Below are 17,143 nucleotides of genomic sequence, written 5' to 3'. Positions count from 1 at the left end.
ACGACCCGATGCTAGGACTCCACCGAACCCGGGACAGGTCACGCCAGCGAGGGCGCGACTCTCGATGACGCCCTCGGCGATCTCGTCCTCGCCCTGCAGGAATACGCGACGGACTGGCTGGCTCGGCTGCATCGGGCGCCGAACCATGCGGGGCAGCGCAAACTCGCGGAGCTGGTCAGCCTCGCATCCGACGAGCAGGTAGCTGCCTGGCTGCGTCGGAGCGTTCAACGAGACTGACTGGGCTCGCCGCCTTCATGCCGCTGCGGATGCGGCCCTCCTCCGCAGGGCGCGACGCTCGACTCGTGTGATCAGCTGCGGCCCGAACGCCGGCGCGATCGCCAGCCAGGCAATCAGCACGGTAGCTCCGAGGTAGGCCGACGTGCTGACCGCGGAGACGGCAGTTGCGACGTCGCTGGCGGGATGCATCCAGACCTGCGCCCCGCGGGCTGAGAGCTCGGGACGCATGAACACCTCAACCGAGATTGCGGTCATTCCGGAGAAGGCCATTGCAGCGAGTGTCCCCTTCCACCAGCGAGGACGTCCGCGTCGAATCCAGCCTTCCTGCGGGTAATGATGCAGGGTCACGCCCGGGATGCCGACGAGGGCCGCTCCGACGAGGACCGCCGCCACATAGGGGAACAGTACGAAGTCGTGAGTCTTGAGCATGCCGACCATCCCGAGGGCGATCGCGTACGTCGCTCCGACGATGCCGTACGCGACGATCACCGTAGCGATGGTCACGGTTCTTACGAGCTGACTGGTCCGACGGCGCTCGGCCAGGCTGGCCCTGCCCGGATTGGGTCCACGCTGGGCGCGAAGAGGGCTCATGCAGGCGTCGCAGTAGTCCTCTCCTTGCTCGAACGGCAGGCCGCATTCCGGGCAGGGAAGGACCATGTCGACGGTGTAGGTCGAATGGTCCACTCTTCTCACATTCCGTAGTAGCGCATCATGCGACCGGGGACTCGCGACTGGGCCGAGTAGAGAAGGCCCGACCACGCGGCGGTGTTGACCAGCGACTGGCCGAACATGACGTAGACGGGGACCATCGCGAGCCCGACCCCGACGACGCTACCCATCAGCGTCGCCGACAGGCCAGCTGCCGCGATGCCGATGGTCATGCTCTGGTAGTTGGCCGCGAGGTCCGGCTGGCCGACTGCGCCGTCGACGAGCGCGATTGCCTGCTCGGGTGTGTATCCCGCCTGCCAGATCTGGATGAGGTCGTCCGCAGCCCCGAGCACCGTCGTGCTCGCATCGACCAGCGCTGCCCCTGTCACCAGGTGGTCCGCGGCATCGCCGACCGTGCGCACCTTCGGGAGGAGGGAGATCGCCCCGGGCGCATCTGCGAGGGTCTTGGCGGCGGCAATGCCGTTCGCGAAGGCGCCGACCGCGTTCGAGACGCCGATGGTTCCGAGGAACTGGTCGTAGGCCTGACGATCGTCGTTGGTGATCCAGGCGCTGTAGTACTGCGATTCCGAGTTGTAGTCGCAGGTGTCTCCGACGTGGCTCGGCGACATGTCGATGTAATGCGACAGGTACATGTAGACGGTCTCCTGTGCAGCTGTGCGAGCGTACGGGTCGCGGGCGCTGTTGACCGCGGCGATGTTCGCCGCGTACACGGATCGCTGACCAGGAGTGCAGGTCGTCGAACTCGTCGATGCGGTCGAACCAGTGGGCTGGGGGAGGTTGCTATTCGCCTGGGCCAGAGCGAGGTCAGCGACCTGCTCGAAGTACGTCTCGGCGCCGGCGGGCACGACGGGGAAGCTTGTCGGGTCGACCCCGAGGTCCTGCATCGCCACGGCTGTGTCGACGGAAGTCTCGATCACCTCCGCGGTGGTCTCGTCGAGTGCGTTCGACGTGTCGGCGACGGCGGGCTGAATCGAGATCGCCCCGATCACCGCGACGCCCGCCGCGATCTCGCCACTCCGCCATCGTAGTGAGCGTCGTACCGCTCGGCGACGATCGAGGCGAAGCGAAGGCGGGTCGATCGGTCACGACTTCGGTGCGCTCGCGGTCCAGTGCGCACGGACTGAAGCGGGACGAACGGCAGTGAAGGTCGCGGATCGTCCTGTGACCCTTTACGCAGGCTGCGCGGGAGAAGGATCGGCACCCTATTCCGGTGCACGGTGTTGGGCACCCGACCAGTGGTACCGGGCGATGTCGCTTCAGGCCGCGATGAGATGGGGCGAACTGGGCGGCTACAGACGTCGTTCCGCTCCGCGCGGCGCCACCACCCCGTTACGTCGCATGCCCGAGCGGAGGAACTCGTCCGAAATGGTCCGAACGGTGACGAGAGTCGCGCCACCAGTGACGCGGTGTACCTCGATTCCCTTCACAGATGGAGGAAATCCTCAGTTACGTGTCATCTCGGCAGCCTGATCGGGTCTGCGTTCGTGTCGCCGGCCACTTCAGGAAATCCGCCCGGTCCGTCGGACTCGTCGCCCGTCGAAGCGTCATCAGACTCGGAGTGCGCGGGGGCGTCGACGAGCCAGGCGCTCAGGGTTCCACGGTGCCACCGCATGTGCTTGCCGATCCGCTTCGCGGCCGGCAGGTGGCCGGCCGCGTGCTGGACGTAGACCTGCTTGACGGTGAAGTTCAGGATCAGCATCAGGCTGCCTCTTCGGTGTCGTCGTCGTAGGGCAGGGCGGTGTTCTCGTGCGTCTGGCCGAACACGGACGCGATGAGTGACTCGCGGTGCCACCGCAGGTGCTTGCCGATCTGGATCCCGGGCGGGAGCAGGCCCTGCTTCCTGTAGTGGTAGACCTGCGGCACCGTGAGCATCAGGAGCGCAGAGACCGCCTCAGGGTCGAGGAACTGGTGCGGGTCGATGGGGCTCGTCAAGCCCGGGGGTCGGATGCTGTCGATCGACTCGTTGTTGTTGTTCATGTGAACCCTGTCTCTCGCTCTCGTAGGTACGGCGTGTGGCTCCTCGGCCACATCCCTCTATGCCGCGGCTTGGAGAGGAGGATGTGGCCTCGATGACGCACGATCGTTCGGCGTCACGTCACGCCTCATGAGATGCGGCGAAGATCGACCACCGAGGACGGGTCGTCGCGTCTCCGTGAACGACCCATGTGCTCGGTGCTCAACGTGAGGACCACGACGATCGGCGGCGGCGCTCCGAACTCAAGATCCGCCGTCGGAACTCGGGCACGCTTCCAGTCGCGGTCTAGGCCAGGTAATCGCCAGGTCTTTGAAACCGTGACGATCCACGGCGAACCATTGCAAACCAAGACGATCCAGCGCGGAAACCCACCGAAGACGCTTGAAAAACCAGGACGAACCATGGAGATCTCGCGTTATCGTCACACCATGAATGAGATGCAGGGCTTCTCGATCACCGTGCTCAAGCTCGACGACGAGTTGACCGGGCTGTGGGACGCGCCCGTGCAGACCGCGGCGCTCCGCTGGGGTCGCTGAGCGGGCCGTCCGGGGCGGGCCGGCGCACGCGGACACGCCGCGCCGGCCCGATGGCTCCGGCCGGCTCGGCGAGAGCGGCCGGGGTCAGCGCAACTGGCTGAACGCCTCCGCCTTGTCGGTGGGACCCGTGATCAGCACCACGTCGTCGGGGCCGAGCACGGTGTCGGCGGTCGTGTGCGTCCAGGCCTCACCCGGCCGGCGCACCGCCGTGACCGTGATGCCGTGACTCGTGCGCAGCCGGAGCTCGCCGAGCGGGACGCCGGTGAAGCGCTGCGCCGGGGCGGACTTGATGAGGGCGAAGTCGTCGCCGATCTCGAGGTAGTCCTGCATGGCGCCGCGCACCAGGTGAGCGACCCGACGCCCCATGTCCTTCTCCGGGTACACCACGTGCGCGACGCCGAGCTGGTCGAGGATCGTGCCGTGGGCGTCGCTGTTCGCCTTCGCCCAGATGTGCTTCACGCCGAGTCGCAGCAGCAGCGAGGTGGTCAGGATGCTCGACTCGACGTCGCCGCCGATCGCGACCACCACGCGGTCGAACTCGGGCACCGACAGCTGGCGCAGCGCATCCTCGTGGGTCGAGTCGGCGACGACGACGCGGGTGAGCTCGCCGTTGAGCCGCTGCACGATCTCCTCGTCGGAGTCGATGCCGAGCACCTCGGTGCCGCTCGCCATCAGCTCGAGGGCGAGGGACTGGCCGAACCGGCCGAGGCCGATCACGGCGACCGAGTCGGCGGCGGCGATGCGGCCGAGGTCTCCGGGGGAGCGGAAGCTAGCCAATGATGGGCCTCTCTTTCGGGAGCTGGTAGTGCACCTGGCGCCGGCGCAGCGCCAGTGCGGTGGCGAAGGTGATCGGTCCGAGCCGCCCGATGAACATGAGCGCTGCGAGCACGAGCTGCGCGCCGATCGGCAGGTCGGCGGTGATACCGGTCGAGAGGCCGACGGTCGAGAATGCCGAGATCGTCTCGAACAGCACCTTCGACAGCTCGACGCCCGACATGACCATGATGGCGATGGTCGCGACGACGACGAGCGCGACCGACACCAGCACGACGGCGATCGCCTGGCGGTGCACGGCCCGCGACAGCCGCTTGCCGAACACGTTGACCACGCCGTCGCCGCGCACCTCGGCGATGAGGATGAACAGCAGCACGCCGAAGGTGGTGACCTTGATGCCGCCGGCGGTGCCCGCGGGGCCGCCGCCGATGAACATGAGCACGTCCATCCCGAGCAGCGTGGCGCCGGTGAGTTCGCCGGTGTCGACCGAGTTGAACCCCGCGGTGCGGGTCTGCACCGACTGGAAGAAGCCGGCGAGCACCCGCGATGCGGGGTCCAGGCCACCGAGCGTCGCCGGGTTGCTCCATTCGAGCGCCGTGATGCCGACCCATCCCAGGACCGTCAGCACTGCGCTGAACGCGAGCACGAGCCGGGTGTTCATGCTCCACAGGCGGGGATGCCGGAACTCGCGCGCCAGTTGCACGAGCACCGGGAAGCCGAGTCCGCCGAGGATGACGGCGCCGCAGATCGTGAGCGAGATGACGGGGTCGCCGACGAATCCCATCATGCTGTCGCTGAACAGCGCGAAGCCGGCGTTGTTGAACGACGAGACGCCGTGGAACACCCCCAGCCAGATCGCCTCGGGAAGCGGCTGGTCGTAGGCCAGAGCGAACCGCGCCGTCAGGATGATCGCGGCGACGAGCTCGATCCCGAGCGAGATGCGGATGACGTTCACCACGAGGCGCCGCATATCGCCCAGGCCGAGCGAACGGGTCTCGGCGGCCGCGTTGAGCCGGGCGGAGAACGACAGGCGTCGCACCACGAGAACGCCGACGAAGGTGGCGAAGGTCATCACGCCGAAGCCGCCGAGCTGCACGAGCAGCAGGATCACGACCTGCCCGAACGGCGTCCAGAACGTCGGCGTGTCGACGACGACGTGCCCGGTCACGCACAGCGCCGACACGGCGGTGAACAGGGCGTCCGACCAGGATGCGCCGCCGGGTCCGCGGGCCGAGATCGGCAGCATGAGCAGACCCGTGCCGATCACGGCCGCGGCGCCGAAGCCGCCGAAGATCGCCCGCGCGGGGTGAAGCCGCCGACGTGGCCGGGTTCCGGTCATCCCGACACCGTAGCGTCCGCGGATGTCGCGGCCGCTCCGGCGGACCGGCGGCGCATCAGCCGGCGTCGGCCTGACGCGCCTCGACCTGCTCGACGCGCTCGAGGGTGGCCTCGACCACGATCGGCGGCACGATGTCGGCCGGGTCGATGCCCATGAGCAGGTCGTGCTCCTCGGTCATGATCGTCTCGATCTGCCCGGTCGTGAGCGTGGGATGCTCGGCCGCGAGCCGCTCGGTCAGCTGTTCGTAGCTCTCGGCCGGGCGGGCGGAGGCCGGAGTCGGCACGATCACCTCGGGTCGCGGGCTCGCCAGCACGGCCTCCTGCGCGGCGCCGAGGCAGGGGAAGAGGCCGATCGGCGTGTTCGGCTCGACCACGGCGAAGAAGCCGTTGGCCAGCTGCTCGACGCGGCCGACGGTGTCACCGGCGACGACGCCGGCCCAGACGCCGGTGCGGGTCTCGGACCAGAGGGCGGCGGAGCTCGAAACGGGGGAGGTGGAGCTGTCGGCGGCCATGCGGCCCTCATCTCTGCTCGGCGCGGCCCGTCGGAGGGGGACGGCGGCACGGTCAAGCGATCGGGTTCAGACTACGGGTGCGCTGTGCGATCGGGCCAGGGGGTTGACACGAGGCGTCTCGACTCCGTTCGTCGCGGCACCTACCGGTCGCGCCATCGCACCGGTAGACAGGAGCGATGCAGCGCCGCATCTCCGCGCCCACTCTCCGCGACGCCGACGGGATCGTGCACCTCCGCGCCGGCGGCACGTCGGTCGTGATCGACACCACGACGGGAACGGTGCCGGCGATCGTGCACTGGGGCCCGGACCTGGGCGACGCGCCCGCCGACGAGCTCGCCGGGCTCGCCCGTGGCATCCGGCCCCAGCGCGCCTCGGGCGGCCTCGACGATCCCGCCCTGCTCACGCTGCTGCCGCAGCCCGGTCACGGCTGGCTCGGCACCCCGGCGCTCGAAGCCCATCGCGCCTCCGGGGCGTTCGCGCACCGTCTCGAGCTGGTGGATGCGCGCCCCGCGTCACCAGCCGGGCTCCTGATCCGGCTGGGCGACGCGGCGTCGCGGCTCGAGCTGACCGTCGAGATCGAGCTGAGCGACGCGGGACTGCTGCGCCAGCGTCTCGCGGTGACCAACGTCGGCGACGACGCCCTGCACCTGCAGAGCCTGCTCGCGGCGTTCCCGCTGCCGCACGACCAGGTCGAGCTCTTCGACACGACCGGGCATCACCTGCGCGAGCGAGCGCCGCAGCGGCACGCCTTCACGAACGGCACGCATCTGCGCGAGAGCCGGCGCGGGCGCCCGGGCGCCGACGCGACGCTGCTGCTGTGCGCGGGCGTCCCCGGCTTCGGCTTCGAGCGCGGGGCGGTGCACGGCGTGCACATGGGGTGGAGCGGCAGTCACCGCCTGCTCGCCGAGCGCACGCCGGGCCACGACCCGGTGCTGCTGGCGGGGGAGGTGCTGCTGCCCGGCGAGATCGTGCTCGCCCCCGGCGTGACCCACGTGGCGCCGTGGGTCGTCGGCTCGTGGGGCGACGGGCTGACCGCCCTGTCGGCGCGGTTCCACGACGAGCTGCGGGCGCGGCCGACGCATCCCCGCCGCCCCCGTCCCGTCACGCTCAACACCTGGGAGGCGGTCTACTTCGATCACGACCTCGCCCGCCTGACCGCGCTGGCCGAAGCGGCCGCCCGGGTCGGAGTCGAGCGCTTCGTGCTCGACGACGGCTGGTTCCGACACCGCCGCGACGACACGGCCGGACTCGGCGACTGGTTCGTGGATGCGGACGTCTGGCCGAACGGACTGCATCCGCTCCTCGACCGCGTGCGCGAGCTCGGCATGGAGTTCGGCCTCTGGTTCGAGCCCGAGATGGTGAACCCCGACAGCGATCTGGCGCGCGAGCATCCCGACTGGATCCTGCGCGGCCGTGACGAGCTGCCGCCGGTGGCGCGGCAGCAGCAGGTGCTCGACCTGGCGAACCCGGCCGCGTTCGACCATCTCGCCGCTCGACTCGACGCTCTGCTCGACGAGTACGACATCGCCTACATCAAGTGGGACCACAACCGCGACCTGGTCGAGCCGGGCGCCGGCCCCGGCACGGCGGCGCGCGGGCACCGGAACGTCGAGGCCGTCTACCGGCTTCTCGACGGCGTGCGGCAGCGGCATCCCCGGCTCGAGATCGAATCGTGCGCCTCGGGCGGGGCGCGGGTCGACCTCGGCATCCTCGAGCGCACCGACCGCATCTGGGTGAGCGACTGCATCGACCCGCTCGAGCGTCTCGTCACCCAGAAGCACACGGGCCTGCTCGTGCCGCCCGAGCTGATGGGCGCCCACATCTCGACGCCGCGCATCCACTCGACGAAGCGGCACACCTCGCTCGACTTCAGCGCCGGCGTCGCGCTGCTCGGACACCTCGGCATCGAATGGGATGTGACGGCTCTCGACGAGGGCGAGCTCACGGCGCTCGCCGCCTGGGTCGAGCGCTGGAAGGGCCTGCGCGACCTTGTCGCGAGCGGCCGCGTGGTGCACGCCGACCTCGCCGACCCGGCGCTCGACGTGCGCGGCGTCGTCGCGGCCGACGGGGCCCGGGCGCTCATGACCGTGGCCTGCGTCGCGACGAGCGCCGCGCATCCCTTCGGCCGGGTGCGATTCCCCGGCCTGGATGCGCGCCGCCGGTATCGCGTCGAGGCCCTCGCGCCGCTCGACCCCGCCGCCGAGCCCGCGCCCTCGCCGCTGGCCTGGCTGCAGGATCCCGTCGTGCTGAGCGGAGCGGCGCTCGGTGCGACCGGGGTGCGGGCGCCGATGATGCTGCCGCAGTCGATCGTGGCGCTCACCCTGACCGCGGTCGGATGAGCGCGCCCGGCCGCACTAACCTGGCATCGTGAGTGAGCAGACCGGATTCGACCTCTTCCCCGACCGCTCCGTCGTCGCCCTGCGCGTCGACGGCGAGCTCAAGGATCTGGCGACGACGGTCACCGAGGCCCAGACGGTCGAGCCGATCACGATCGATTCGCCCGACGGGCTGAACATCCTGCGCCACTCGGCCGCGCACGTGCTCGCGCAGGCCGTGCAGCGCATCAACCCCGAGGCGAAGCTCGGCATCGGGCCTCCCGTCACCGACGGCTTCTACTACGACTTCGACGTCGCCACCCCCTTCACCCCCGAGGACCTCAAGGCCATCGAGAAGGAGATGGACCGCATCATCCGCCAGGGGCAGCGCTTCGTGCGCCGCGTCGTGAGCGATGACGAAGCGCGCCGCGAGCTCGCCGCCGAGCCCTACAAGCTCGAGCTGATCGGACTCAAGGGCGGCGCCGCGGAGGGCGGCGACAACGAGTCGGTCGAGGTCGGCGGCGGCGAGCTGACGATCTACCAGAACGTCGACGGCAAGACCGGCGAGCGCTACTGGCAGGACCTCTGCCGCGGGCCGCACCTGCCCAGCACCCGGATGATCGGCAACGGCGCGAAGCTCATGCGCGTGGCCGCCGCCTACTGGCGCGGCAGCGAGAAGAACCCGCAGCTGCAGCGCATCTACGGCACCGCCTGGCCCACCAAGGACGAGCTGCGCGCCTACCAGACCCGCCTCGAGGAGGCCGCGAAGCGCGACCACCGCAAGCTGGGCAAGGAGCTCGACCTCTTCTCCTTCCCCGACGAGATCGGCTCGGGCCTCGCGGTTTTCCACCCCAAGGGCGGCGTCGTGCGCGCCGAGATCGAGAACTACATGCGCGAGCGCCTCATCGCGCACGGCTACGAGCAGGTCTACTCGCCGCACATCACCAAGGCGAATCTGTTCGAGACCAGCGGTCACCTGCAGTGGTACAAGGACGGGATGTTCCCGGCCATGCACCTGGATGAGGAGACCGACGCCGAGGGGCACGTCACGCGCCAGGGCCAGGACTACTACCTGAAGCCCATGAACTGCCCCATGCACAACCTGATCTTCCGGGCGCGCGGGCGCAGCTACCGCGAGCTGCCGCTGCGCCTCGCGGAGTTCGGCACGGTCTACCGCTACGAGAAGAGCGGCCAGCTCTCGGGCCTGACGCGCGTGCGCGGTCTGACCCAGGACGACGCGCACGTCTACGTCACGCCCGAGCAGGTCAAGACCGAGGTCGCGACACAGCTCGAGTTCGTGCTCGAGACCCTGCGCGGCTACGGACTCACCGACTTCTATCTCGAGCTCTCGACGAAGGACCCCGAGAAGTACGTCGGCAGCGACGAGGCCTGGGATGAGGCGACCGAGACCCTGCGTCAGGTCGCCGAGGAGTCGGGCCTCGAGCTCGTCGCCGACCCGGGCGGCGCCGCGTTCTACGGCCCGAAGATCTCGGTGCAGGCGCGCGACGCGATCGGCCGCACCTGGCAGCTCTCGACCGTGCAGCTCGACTTCAACCAGCCCGAGCGCTTCGAGCTGGAGTACACCGCCTCCGACGGCACCAAGCAGCAGCCGGTCATGATCCACCGCGCCCTGCTCGGATCGATCGAGCGCTTCTTCGCGATCCTGCTCGAGCACTACGCGGGTGCGTTCCCGGCCTGGCTGTCGCCGGTGCAGGTGGTGGGCATCCCGATCGCCGAGGAGTACAACGACTACCTCGGCGACATCGTCGCGCAGCTGCGCAAGGCCGGCGTGCGCGCCGAGCTCGACGCGAGCGACGACCGCATGCAGAAGAAGATCCGCACGCACACGCAGGCCAAGGTGCCTTTCCAGCTCATTGCGGGGGAGCAGGACCGCGCTGCCGGCTCGGTCAGCTTCCGCTTCCGCGACGGCACGCAGGACAACGGCGTGCCGGTCGACGAGGCCGTGCGTCGCATCCTCGAGGCGATCGAGACGAAGGCCCAGGTCTGAGCGTGCCCTCGGGCGATCCGGCAGACGGCGTCGACGGCACGACGGCTCGGGATGACAGCGGTGCGCCGGTCGATTACGACGGCACCGCCTTCCCCCACGCCGAGCCGGCGTCGTCGTTCGCCGGCGTGCCCGACGGGCTCGCGCGGCTGTGGACGCCGCACCGCATCGCCTACATCGAGGCGGGCGGCGTCCCGGCCAGTCACGAGTGCCCGTTCTGCGTGGCGCCGTCGTTGAGCGATGAGGACGGACTGATCGTGCACCGGGGCGAGCACGCCTACGTGCTGATGAACCTGTTCCCCTACAACAGCGGGCACCTGCTCGTGTGCCCGTATCGTCACGTCGCCGGCTACGACGACACGACGCCGGCGGAGTCGGCCGAGATGTCGGCGCTGACCCAGTCGGCGATGCGCGTCATCCGCGCGGTCAGTCGCCCGGCGGGCTTCAACATCGGCATGAACCAGGGCGCCGTCGCGGGTGCCGGCGTGGCCGCGCACCTGCACCAGCACGTCGTGCCGCGCTGGGCGTCGGATGCGAACTTCTTTCCGATCATCGCCCAGACCAAGGCGATCCCGAAGCTGCTCGGGGACGCCCGCCGTGAGCTCGCGGAGGGCTGGGCGGCCAACGCCTGACCCCGTGCGCCGCGAGTCGGCGCCTCAGCGGACCTGCGTGACCTCGAACTGCAGGCGGGGGTTCGCGTAGAAGTCCTGCGCCTCGACGAGCTTGAGCTCGCGCTCGCCCGAGTCGAGCGTCGTCTGCAGCAGGTCGAAGACGCTCGAGGTCGCGGCGGCGAGGGCCTCGGCGGCCGAGCCGGTGCGGCGGTAGTGCGCTGTGAAGAGCGCGGCGGTGACGTCGCCCGAGCCGTTCGCCTTGAACGGCAGGTGCGGCGTCTGCACGATCCACGCGCCGGCGTCGTCCACGGCGAGCATCTCGATCGTGCCCTCAGGGCGGTCCGGACGCTCCACGCTCGTCACCAGCACGGTGCTCGGGCCCATCGCACGCGCCGCATCCACCGAGTCGAGGGTCGACTCGAGCGAGTCGGGCTCGGTCTCGGTGAGGAAGCCGAGCTCGAACTGGTTCGGCGTGATGATGTCGGCGACCGGCACGACGCGCTCGCGCAGCAGCACCGGGATGGCCGGGGCGACGAAGCAGCCCGACTTTGCGTTGCCCATGACGGGGTCGCAGGCGTAGATCGCGTTCGGGTTGGCCGCCTTCACACGGGCGACCGTGTCGATGATGACCTCGCCGATGCCCTCGCCGCCCTGGTAGCCCGAGAGCACGGCGTCGATCTCGCCGAAGGCGCCGCGCTCCTCGATGCCGGTCACGACCTCGCGCACGTCGTCGGGCGAGATCATCGGTCCGCGCCAGGCGCCGTAGCCGGTGTGGTTCGAGAAGTTGACGGTGTAGACCGGCAGCACCTCGACGCCGATGCGCTGCAGCGGGAAGACGGCGGCGGAGTTGCCGACGTGTCCGTAGGCGACGGCCGACTGGATCGAGAGGATCTTCATCTGGCCGATCCTGCCACTGCGGGGCCGACCGCGCGGCGCGCGGCGGCGGCCCACGGCCGCGGGCGCGACGCAAGCGGTCCACTTGATCGCGATCGGCCCGATCGGCAGGCCGATTCGCGTCCGGTGGCCCGAACCCCGGTCCAGTCGATCCGCCCTGGCCCGCGCGGGCGGTGCCGCGCCGCGCCTACCGTTCCGGATCGTGACCGATACCTCCGCTGCCGCACCCGTTCCCGCCGACGCCTCGGGCGCCACTCCGCTCACGGGCGGCCTGCGCGTCAAGCGCGGCCTGGCCGAGATGCTCAAGGGCGGCGTGATCATGGACGTCGTCACGGCCGAGCAGGCCCGCATCGCCGAAGACGCCGGCGCCGTCGCGGTCATGGCGCTCGAGCGCGTGCCCGCCGACATCCGCGCGCAGGGCGGCGTGGCCCGGATGAGCGACCCCGACCTGATCGACCAGATCATCGCGAGCGTCAGCATCCCGGTCATGGCGAAGGCGCGCATCGGCCACCAGGTCGAGGCGCAGGTGCTGCAGGCGCTCGGCGTCGACTACATCGACGAGTCCGAGGTGCTGAGCCCCGCCGACTACGTCAACCACATCGACAAGCAGCCGTTCACGACGCCGTTCGTGTGCGGCGCGACGAACCTGGGCGAGGCGCTGCGTCGCATCACCGAGGGCGCCGCGATGATCCGCTCGAAGGGCGAGGCCGGCACGGGCGACGTGTCGGAGGCGACCAAGCACATCCGCACGATCACGAGCGAGATCCGCGCGCTGGCCGCGAAGAGCCGCGACGAGCTCTACGTCGCCGCGAAGGAGCTGCAGGCGCCTTACGACCTCGTGGTCGAGGTCGCCGAGACGGGCAAGCTGCCGGTCGTGCTGTTCACGGCGGGCGGCATCGCCACCCCGGCGGATGCGGCCCTCATGATGCAGCTGGGCGCCGACGGCGTCTTCGTCGGCTCGGGCATCTTCAAGTCGGGCGAGCCGGCCAAGCGCGCCGCCGCGATCGTGAAGGCGACGGCCTTCTACGACGACCCGGCCGTGATCGCCGACGCCTCGCGCGGCCTGGGCGAGGCCATGGTCGGCATCAACGTCGCCGACCTGCCCGCGCCGCACCGCCTCGCCGACCGTGGCTGGTGAGTCGGGCGCGCGGCTGACGGTCGGCGCCGGCCTCACGGTCGGCGTGCTCGCCCTGCAGGGTGACGTGCGCGAGCACGTCGCCGCGCTGAGGGCGCTGGGCGCCCGCGCGGTGCCGGTGCGCCGCACGAGCGAGCTCGATGCCGTGTCGGGCCTCGTGCTCCCCGGCGGCGAGTCGAGCGTCATCGACAAGCTGCTGCGCCGCTTCGAGCTGCGCGACCCGCTGCGGGCCCGCATCGCCGACGGCCTGCCGGTCTACGGCACCTGCGCCGGGCTCATCCTGCTCGCCGATCGCCTCGTCGACGGCATCGCCGGCCAGCAGACCCTCGGCGGACTCGACGTCACCGTGCGCCGCAACGCCTTCGGCGGACAGAACGAGTCGTTCGAGACGGCGCTCGACGTGCCCGCGCTCGGCGCCCCGCCCGTGCCGGCCACGTTCATCCGCGCCCCCGCGGTCGTGGAAGCCGGCGCCGGCGTCGACGTGCTCGCCGCGCTGCCCGACGGACGCATCGTCGCCGTCGAGCAGGGCCCGCTGCTCGGCACGGCGTTCCATCCCGAGGTCGACGGCGAACTGCGCTTCCACGCGCGCTTCCTCGAGCGGGTGCGCGCGGCCGCCTGAGCCGTGCGGCCGCCGCCCGTCGCACTTCGCCGCGGCCTGTGGATGCGCGCCCCTCCGACTTTCGGAGGATTTCCGCGGCGACCTGCTCCCGTGGCGCGTCGGCACGACCTAGCGTGAGCGGCATGAAGCTGCTTCGTGTTGTCCGCCAGGTGCCCGCACCTCTCGTGGCGCTCGTCTACCTCGCGCTGTGGGTCATGGCCGAGGCAGGCCGTCAGCCGACGCCCTTCGTGATGTTTGGTCTGATGGCGCTCGCCATGGCTCTTGCCCGAGTTTCGTGGATAGCAGCACTCGTCGTTCTCGCGCTGTCCCTGGTCGCGACTTCACTCGGACTGGTTGAACCCTTCCGGTCGACGACGTGGCCGGCCTACCTCGGGATCGCATTTACGATCGGTCTCATCTGGTGGGGCAACCGCCTGCTGCGTCCTCGTGTCGTCAGCGTCGTCACGGGTGTGGCACTGACGTCGTGGGCGGCGGGTCTGATGGTTGTCGGCGGCCGGTGGGGCAACTGGGAGACGTGGACCGGAAGTTCGCAGGCTTCGGGGGTCGACTGGAGTCAGCTTGCCGTCGGCGGAACGATCGCGATCGCGATAGCTATAGCTCTTGGCGAGCTAGCGGGATGGGGCGAGCGGCGTGCATGGCGTGAGACGGCCGAGCTCGTCGACAAGGTCGAGGCGCAGCAGGCGGAGCTCGGCCTCGCAGGGGAGCGCGAGCGCATCGCCCAGGAGATGCACGACGTAGTGGCGCACTCGCTGGCGGTGATCGTCGCCCAGGCCGATGGCGCCCGCTTCCTGGAGAAGACCCGTCCGGCGGCCATGGCGGGCGCGCTCGAGGCGATCGCGGCCTCGGCCCGCACGGCCCTGGTCGACGTGCGCGGCATGATCGACGGCATCGTCGACGGCGTCGAGCCGCCCCAGCCCACACTCGCCGAGCTCGATGCGCTGCTCGACGGGATGCGCGACGCCGGGCTGGAGCTGAATGCCGTCATCGCGGGCGAGCCGCAGCAGCTCGGCCCGGCCCAGCAGGCGGCCGTCTACCGGATCGTGCAGGAGGGTCTGACCAACGCGCTGCGGCATCGGGGCCGAAGATCCTCGGTGCATCTGGTCCTCGACTGGCGCGGTCCCGGCCTGTCCATCCAGCTCGTCTCGAGCGGGACGGGGGAGCGCAGCACCGAGGAGTCGGGCGGCAGCGGGCGCGGCATCCCGGGCATGATCGAGCGCGCGCGGCTCGCGGGCGGCTGGCTCGCGGCCGGCGTCGACGACGGCGGCGACCACCGCGTCACCGGGTTCGTGCCGTTCCGCACCGCGGAGGTCGCGGCGCCGACCGCGCCGCTGCCGCACGCCCGAGGCGTCGCCGCGTGATCCGGGTCCTCGTCGTCGACGACCAGGAGCTGTTCCGCGACGGCATCGCCATGCTGCTCGAGTCGCAGCCCGATCTCGAGCTCGTGGCGAGCGCCGCGACAGGGGAGGAGGCGGTCGCGGCCGCGGAGGCGAGCCGTCCGGATGTCGTGCTCATGGACATCCGCATGCCCGGCCTCGACGGGCTCAGCGCGACCGAGCGGCTGCTCACCGCGCCGGTGCCGCCGGGTGGCGCCGCACCGCGGGTCATCGTGGTGACGACCTTCCGGCGCGACGAGGCCGTGGCCCGGGCGATCCGCGCGGGCGCGAGCGGCTTCGTCACGAAGGATGCGCATCCCGAGTTCCTGCTCGCCGCGATCCGCACCGTGCACGCCGGCCAGGCCGTGATCGCGCCGGCCGCGACCTTCGACCTGCTCGCCCGCTTCTCGCAGCCGGTGCGCGAGGCCCGCCCCGACCTGATCGCGGCACTGTCGCCGCGCGAGAAGGAGATCTTCCTGCTCGCGGCCAAGGGGCTCAGCAACGCCGAGATCGCGGCCGACGCCTTCGTCGAGGAGACGACGGTCAAGACGCACGTCGGCAGCATCCTCGCCAAGCTCGGGCTGCGCTCGCGGGTGCAGGTCGTCGCCTTCGCCTGGGAGCACGGGCTGGTCGGGTAGAGCGCACCGCTCGGGATGCGCGCCCCGCGCTCAGTCCTTCTTCGCGGGATGCCAGCGCCAATGCCCGAGCAAGGTGAGCTCGCTCACGCCGCCCTTCTCTCCGAGCAGGATCTGGCAGGCCGACACCTCGTCGCCCGCCGCGAGGCCCTTCGCCTCGTCGGCGCCGAACGCCGGGCACGACTTGAGCGACCCGAAGACGCTGAGCGGGGCGAGGGCGTCGCCGCCCGCATCCCGGCCGGTCCATTCGTCGTAGAACGGCGTCTGGAAGTCGGCGCCGTAGTCGCCGTCGGAGACCTTCGCGCGGTACTGCACGAAGTACGGCGTCAGCGCGCGCTCCTCCTGGTCGAGGTCGACGCCGTCGAGGGCGCCCTCGGGCGCGACGTCGACGCCGGTCACCGTGACCTCGAGGCGGGCATCCGTCTTCGTGCGCTCGTCGGCGACCGAGACCGTCTGCGCCGAGCCGTAGTCGACCGCGGCCGGATCGGAGGAGCATCCGGTCAGCAGGGCGAGCACCGCCGCGGTCGTCGCGCCGACCACGAGGGATCCGCGCGCGGTGAGTCCGAGTCTGGAGGTGCGGAGCGCTCGACGGGACGGCAGACGACGGACCCGAGAAGCGCTCACGCGACCAGCCTAGGCGGGCGGCGGGATCTCGCCCCGCGCCCGGCCGGTAAGATGGCCGGGTTCATCTCATCGACGAAGGAGCACCGTGAGCGGGCATTCCAAGTGGGCGACGACCAAGCACAAGAAGGCCGTCATCGACCAGCGCCGGGCGAAGTCGTTCGCCAAGCTCATCAAGAACATCGAGGTGGCCGCGAAGATCGGCGGCGCCGACCTCTCCGGCAACCCGACCCTCGTCGACGCCGTGCAGAAGGCCAAGAAGACCTCGGTCCCGAACGACAACATCGACCGCGCCATCAAGCGCGGGGCCGGCCTCACCGGCGAGACGATCGACTACACGACGATCATGTACGAGGGCTACGGCGCCAATGGCGTCGCCTTCTACGTCGAGTGCCTCACCGACAACAAGAACCGGGCCGCGGCCGAGGTGCGCACCGCGTTCTCGCGCAACGGCGGCACCCTCGCCGACCCGGGCAGCGTGGCCTACAACTTCAGCCGCAAGGGCGTCATCTCGATCACGAAGGCCGATGGCGTCACCGAGGACGCGATCCTCGAGGCCGTGCTCGACGCCGGCGCCGAGGAGGTCGTCGACCAGGGCGGCGGCTTCGAGATCCTGACCGACCCGTCGGATCTGGTCGCCGCGCGCACCGCGCTGCAGGGCGCCGGCATCGACTACGACTCGGCCGACGCCGAGTTCGTGCCGAACCTGCAGGTCGAGGCCGACGCCGACACGGCCCGCAAGGTGTTCCGCCTGATCGACGCGCTCGAAGACAGCGACGACGTGCAGAACGTCTACACGAACATCCAGGTGAACGCCGACGTGCAGGCCGAGCTCGACACCGACTCCGACGACTGAGTCGCCCATCTCGCGCTGTCGCGCGCGGTGAGTCTCGA

At 70.5% G+C, this 17,143-nt stretch carries 17 protein-coding genes and 1 pseudogene; 9 read left to right on the top strand and 9 right to left on the bottom strand.

The annotated features are described in order from the left end of the window. Nucleotides 1-252 precede the first annotated feature (252 nt). The 4 genes from FJ658_RS13400 to FJ658_RS13385 all read right to left on the bottom strand — a co-directional run bounded on the left by FJ658_RS13400 (nucleotide 253) and on the right by FJ658_RS13385 (nucleotide 2,883). Nucleotides 253-921, bottom strand: coding sequence for a zinc ribbon domain-containing protein (locus tag FJ658_RS13400; RefSeq protein ID WP_141145853.1), 669 nt, complete (start codon nucleotides 919-921; stop codon nucleotides 253-255). A 5-nt stretch (nucleotides 922-926) separates the two neighbouring features. Continuing rightward, complete coding sequence (locus FJ658_RS13395; protein ID WP_141145852.1) at nucleotides 927-1,895, bottom strand: hypothetical protein; 969 nt, start codon at nucleotides 1,893-1,895, stop codon at nucleotides 927-929. A gap of 464 nt (nucleotides 1,896-2,359) precedes the next feature. After that, nucleotides 2,360-2,605, bottom strand: a complete 246-nt coding sequence (locus tag FJ658_RS13390) for a hypothetical protein (RefSeq protein WP_141145851.1) — start codon at nucleotides 2,603-2,605, stop codon at nucleotides 2,360-2,362. Further along, nucleotides 2,605-2,883: a helix-turn-helix domain-containing protein gene (locus FJ658_RS13385; RefSeq protein ID WP_141145850.1), complete on the bottom strand. Its 279-nt coding sequence runs from the start codon at nucleotides 2,881-2,883 to the stop codon at nucleotides 2,605-2,607. The genes FJ658_RS13390 and FJ658_RS13385 overlap by 1 nt, the downstream gene beginning before the upstream one ends. 423 nt (nucleotides 2,884-3,306) lie before the next feature. On the opposite strand from FJ658_RS13385, the pseudogene FJ658_RS17005 reads away from it, so the two are divergent. Further along, nucleotides 3,307-3,417: pseudogene (locus tag FJ658_RS17005) on the top strand (dihydroxyacetone kinase subunit DhaK); the annotation flags it as partial. A gap of 84 nt (nucleotides 3,418-3,501) precedes the next feature. Here the strand turns inward: FJ658_RS17005 and FJ658_RS13375 are convergent. From FJ658_RS13375 to FJ658_RS13365, 3 genes are read right to left on the bottom strand one after another with little or no spacing between them, the layout of a single operon-like run. Further along, on the bottom strand, nucleotides 3,502-4,194 hold the full coding sequence (locus tag FJ658_RS13375) for a TrkA family potassium uptake protein (RefSeq protein ID WP_255447723.1): 693 nt from the start codon (nucleotides 4,192-4,194) through the stop codon (nucleotides 3,502-3,504). Then, nucleotides 4,187-5,530: a TrkH family potassium uptake protein gene (locus FJ658_RS13370; protein WP_141145849.1), complete on the bottom strand. Its 1,344-nt coding sequence runs from the start codon at nucleotides 5,528-5,530 to the stop codon at nucleotides 4,187-4,189. Before FJ658_RS13370 ends, FJ658_RS13375 begins: the two co-directional genes overlap by 8 nt. A gap of 55 nt (nucleotides 5,531-5,585) precedes the next feature. Further along, nucleotides 5,586-6,041, bottom strand: coding sequence for a hypothetical protein (locus tag FJ658_RS13365; RefSeq protein WP_141145848.1), 456 nt, complete (start codon nucleotides 6,039-6,041; stop codon nucleotides 5,586-5,588). Nucleotides 6,042-6,217: 176 nt separating this feature from the next. Between FJ658_RS13365 and FJ658_RS13360 the strand changes: the two genes are divergently transcribed. The 3 genes from FJ658_RS13360 (at nucleotide 6,218) to FJ658_RS13350 (ending at nucleotide 10,993) form a co-directional block, all read left to right on the top strand. Then, nucleotides 6,218-8,380: an alpha-galactosidase gene (locus tag FJ658_RS13360; RefSeq protein WP_141145847.1), complete on the top strand. Its 2,163-nt coding sequence runs from the start codon at nucleotides 6,218-6,220 to the stop codon at nucleotides 8,378-8,380. A gap of 28 nt (nucleotides 8,381-8,408) precedes the next feature. Then, on the top strand, nucleotides 8,409-10,364 hold the full coding sequence (gene thrS, locus FJ658_RS13355; RefSeq protein WP_141145846.1) for a threonine--tRNA ligase: 1,956 nt from the start codon (nucleotides 8,409-8,411) through the stop codon (nucleotides 10,362-10,364). A gap of 125 nt (nucleotides 10,365-10,489) precedes the next feature. Beyond that, entirely contained in the window at nucleotides 10,490-10,993 is a 504-nt protein-coding gene (locus FJ658_RS13350) for an HIT domain-containing protein (protein ID WP_255447734.1), read from the top strand. A 24-nt stretch (nucleotides 10,994-11,017) separates the two neighbouring features. Here FJ658_RS13350 and pdxY read toward each other — a convergent pair whose 3' ends face one another. Then, a complete protein-coding gene (pdxY, locus tag FJ658_RS13345) occupies nucleotides 11,018-11,869 on the bottom strand; it encodes a pyridoxal kinase PdxY (protein WP_141145844.1) in 852 nt (283 codons plus the stop codon). Between the two features lie 199 nt (nucleotides 11,870-12,068). Between pdxY and pdxS the strand changes: the two genes are divergently transcribed. From pdxS to FJ658_RS13325, 4 genes are all read left to right on the top strand, one after another. After that, nucleotides 12,069-13,004 carry a pyridoxal 5'-phosphate synthase lyase subunit PdxS gene (gene pdxS / locus FJ658_RS13340; protein ID WP_370454801.1) on the top strand — a complete coding sequence of 312 codons (936 nt, stop codon included), beginning with the start codon at nucleotides 12,069-12,071 and terminating at the stop codon, nucleotides 13,002-13,004. Further along, complete coding sequence (gene pdxT, locus FJ658_RS13335) at nucleotides 12,994-13,620, top strand: pyridoxal 5'-phosphate synthase glutaminase subunit PdxT (protein WP_255447722.1); 627 nt, start codon at nucleotides 12,994-12,996, stop codon at nucleotides 13,618-13,620. The genes pdxS and pdxT overlap by 11 nt, the downstream gene beginning before the upstream one ends. Before the next feature lie 122 nt (nucleotides 13,621-13,742). Next, on the top strand, nucleotides 13,743-14,978 hold the full coding sequence (locus tag FJ658_RS13330; RefSeq protein ID WP_141145843.1) for a sensor histidine kinase: 1,236 nt from the start codon (nucleotides 13,743-13,745) through the stop codon (nucleotides 14,976-14,978). Continuing rightward, the gene (locus FJ658_RS13325) at nucleotides 14,975-15,631 is read left to right on the top strand and encodes a response regulator transcription factor (protein WP_141145842.1); all 657 of its coding nucleotides are present in this window, start codon (nucleotides 14,975-14,977) and stop codon (nucleotides 15,629-15,631) included. The genes FJ658_RS13330 and FJ658_RS13325 overlap by 4 nt, the downstream gene beginning before the upstream one ends. A 30-nt stretch (nucleotides 15,632-15,661) precedes the next feature. Here the strand turns inward: FJ658_RS13325 and FJ658_RS13320 are convergent, their stop codons facing one another. Next, on the bottom strand, nucleotides 15,662-16,168 hold the full coding sequence (locus FJ658_RS13320) for a hypothetical protein (protein ID WP_141145841.1): 507 nt from the start codon (nucleotides 16,166-16,168) through the stop codon (nucleotides 15,662-15,664). 169 nt (nucleotides 16,169-16,337) lie between these two features. Here FJ658_RS13320 and FJ658_RS13315 point away from each other — a divergent pair, with 169 nt between their 5' ends. After that, nucleotides 16,338-17,105, top strand: coding sequence for a YebC/PmpR family DNA-binding transcriptional regulator (locus FJ658_RS13315; protein ID WP_141145840.1), 768 nt, complete (start codon nucleotides 16,338-16,340; stop codon nucleotides 17,103-17,105). Nucleotides 17,106-17,143: the final 38 nt, after the last annotated feature.

This window comes from Schumannella sp. 10F1B-5-1, assembly GCF_006517535.1.
Taxonomy (GTDB): Bacteria; Actinomycetota; Actinomycetes; order Actinomycetales; family Microbacteriaceae; genus Schumannella.
The sequence above is the reverse complement of the archived record's forward strand: the minus strand, read 5'-3'. Positions and strand labels throughout refer to the sequence as shown.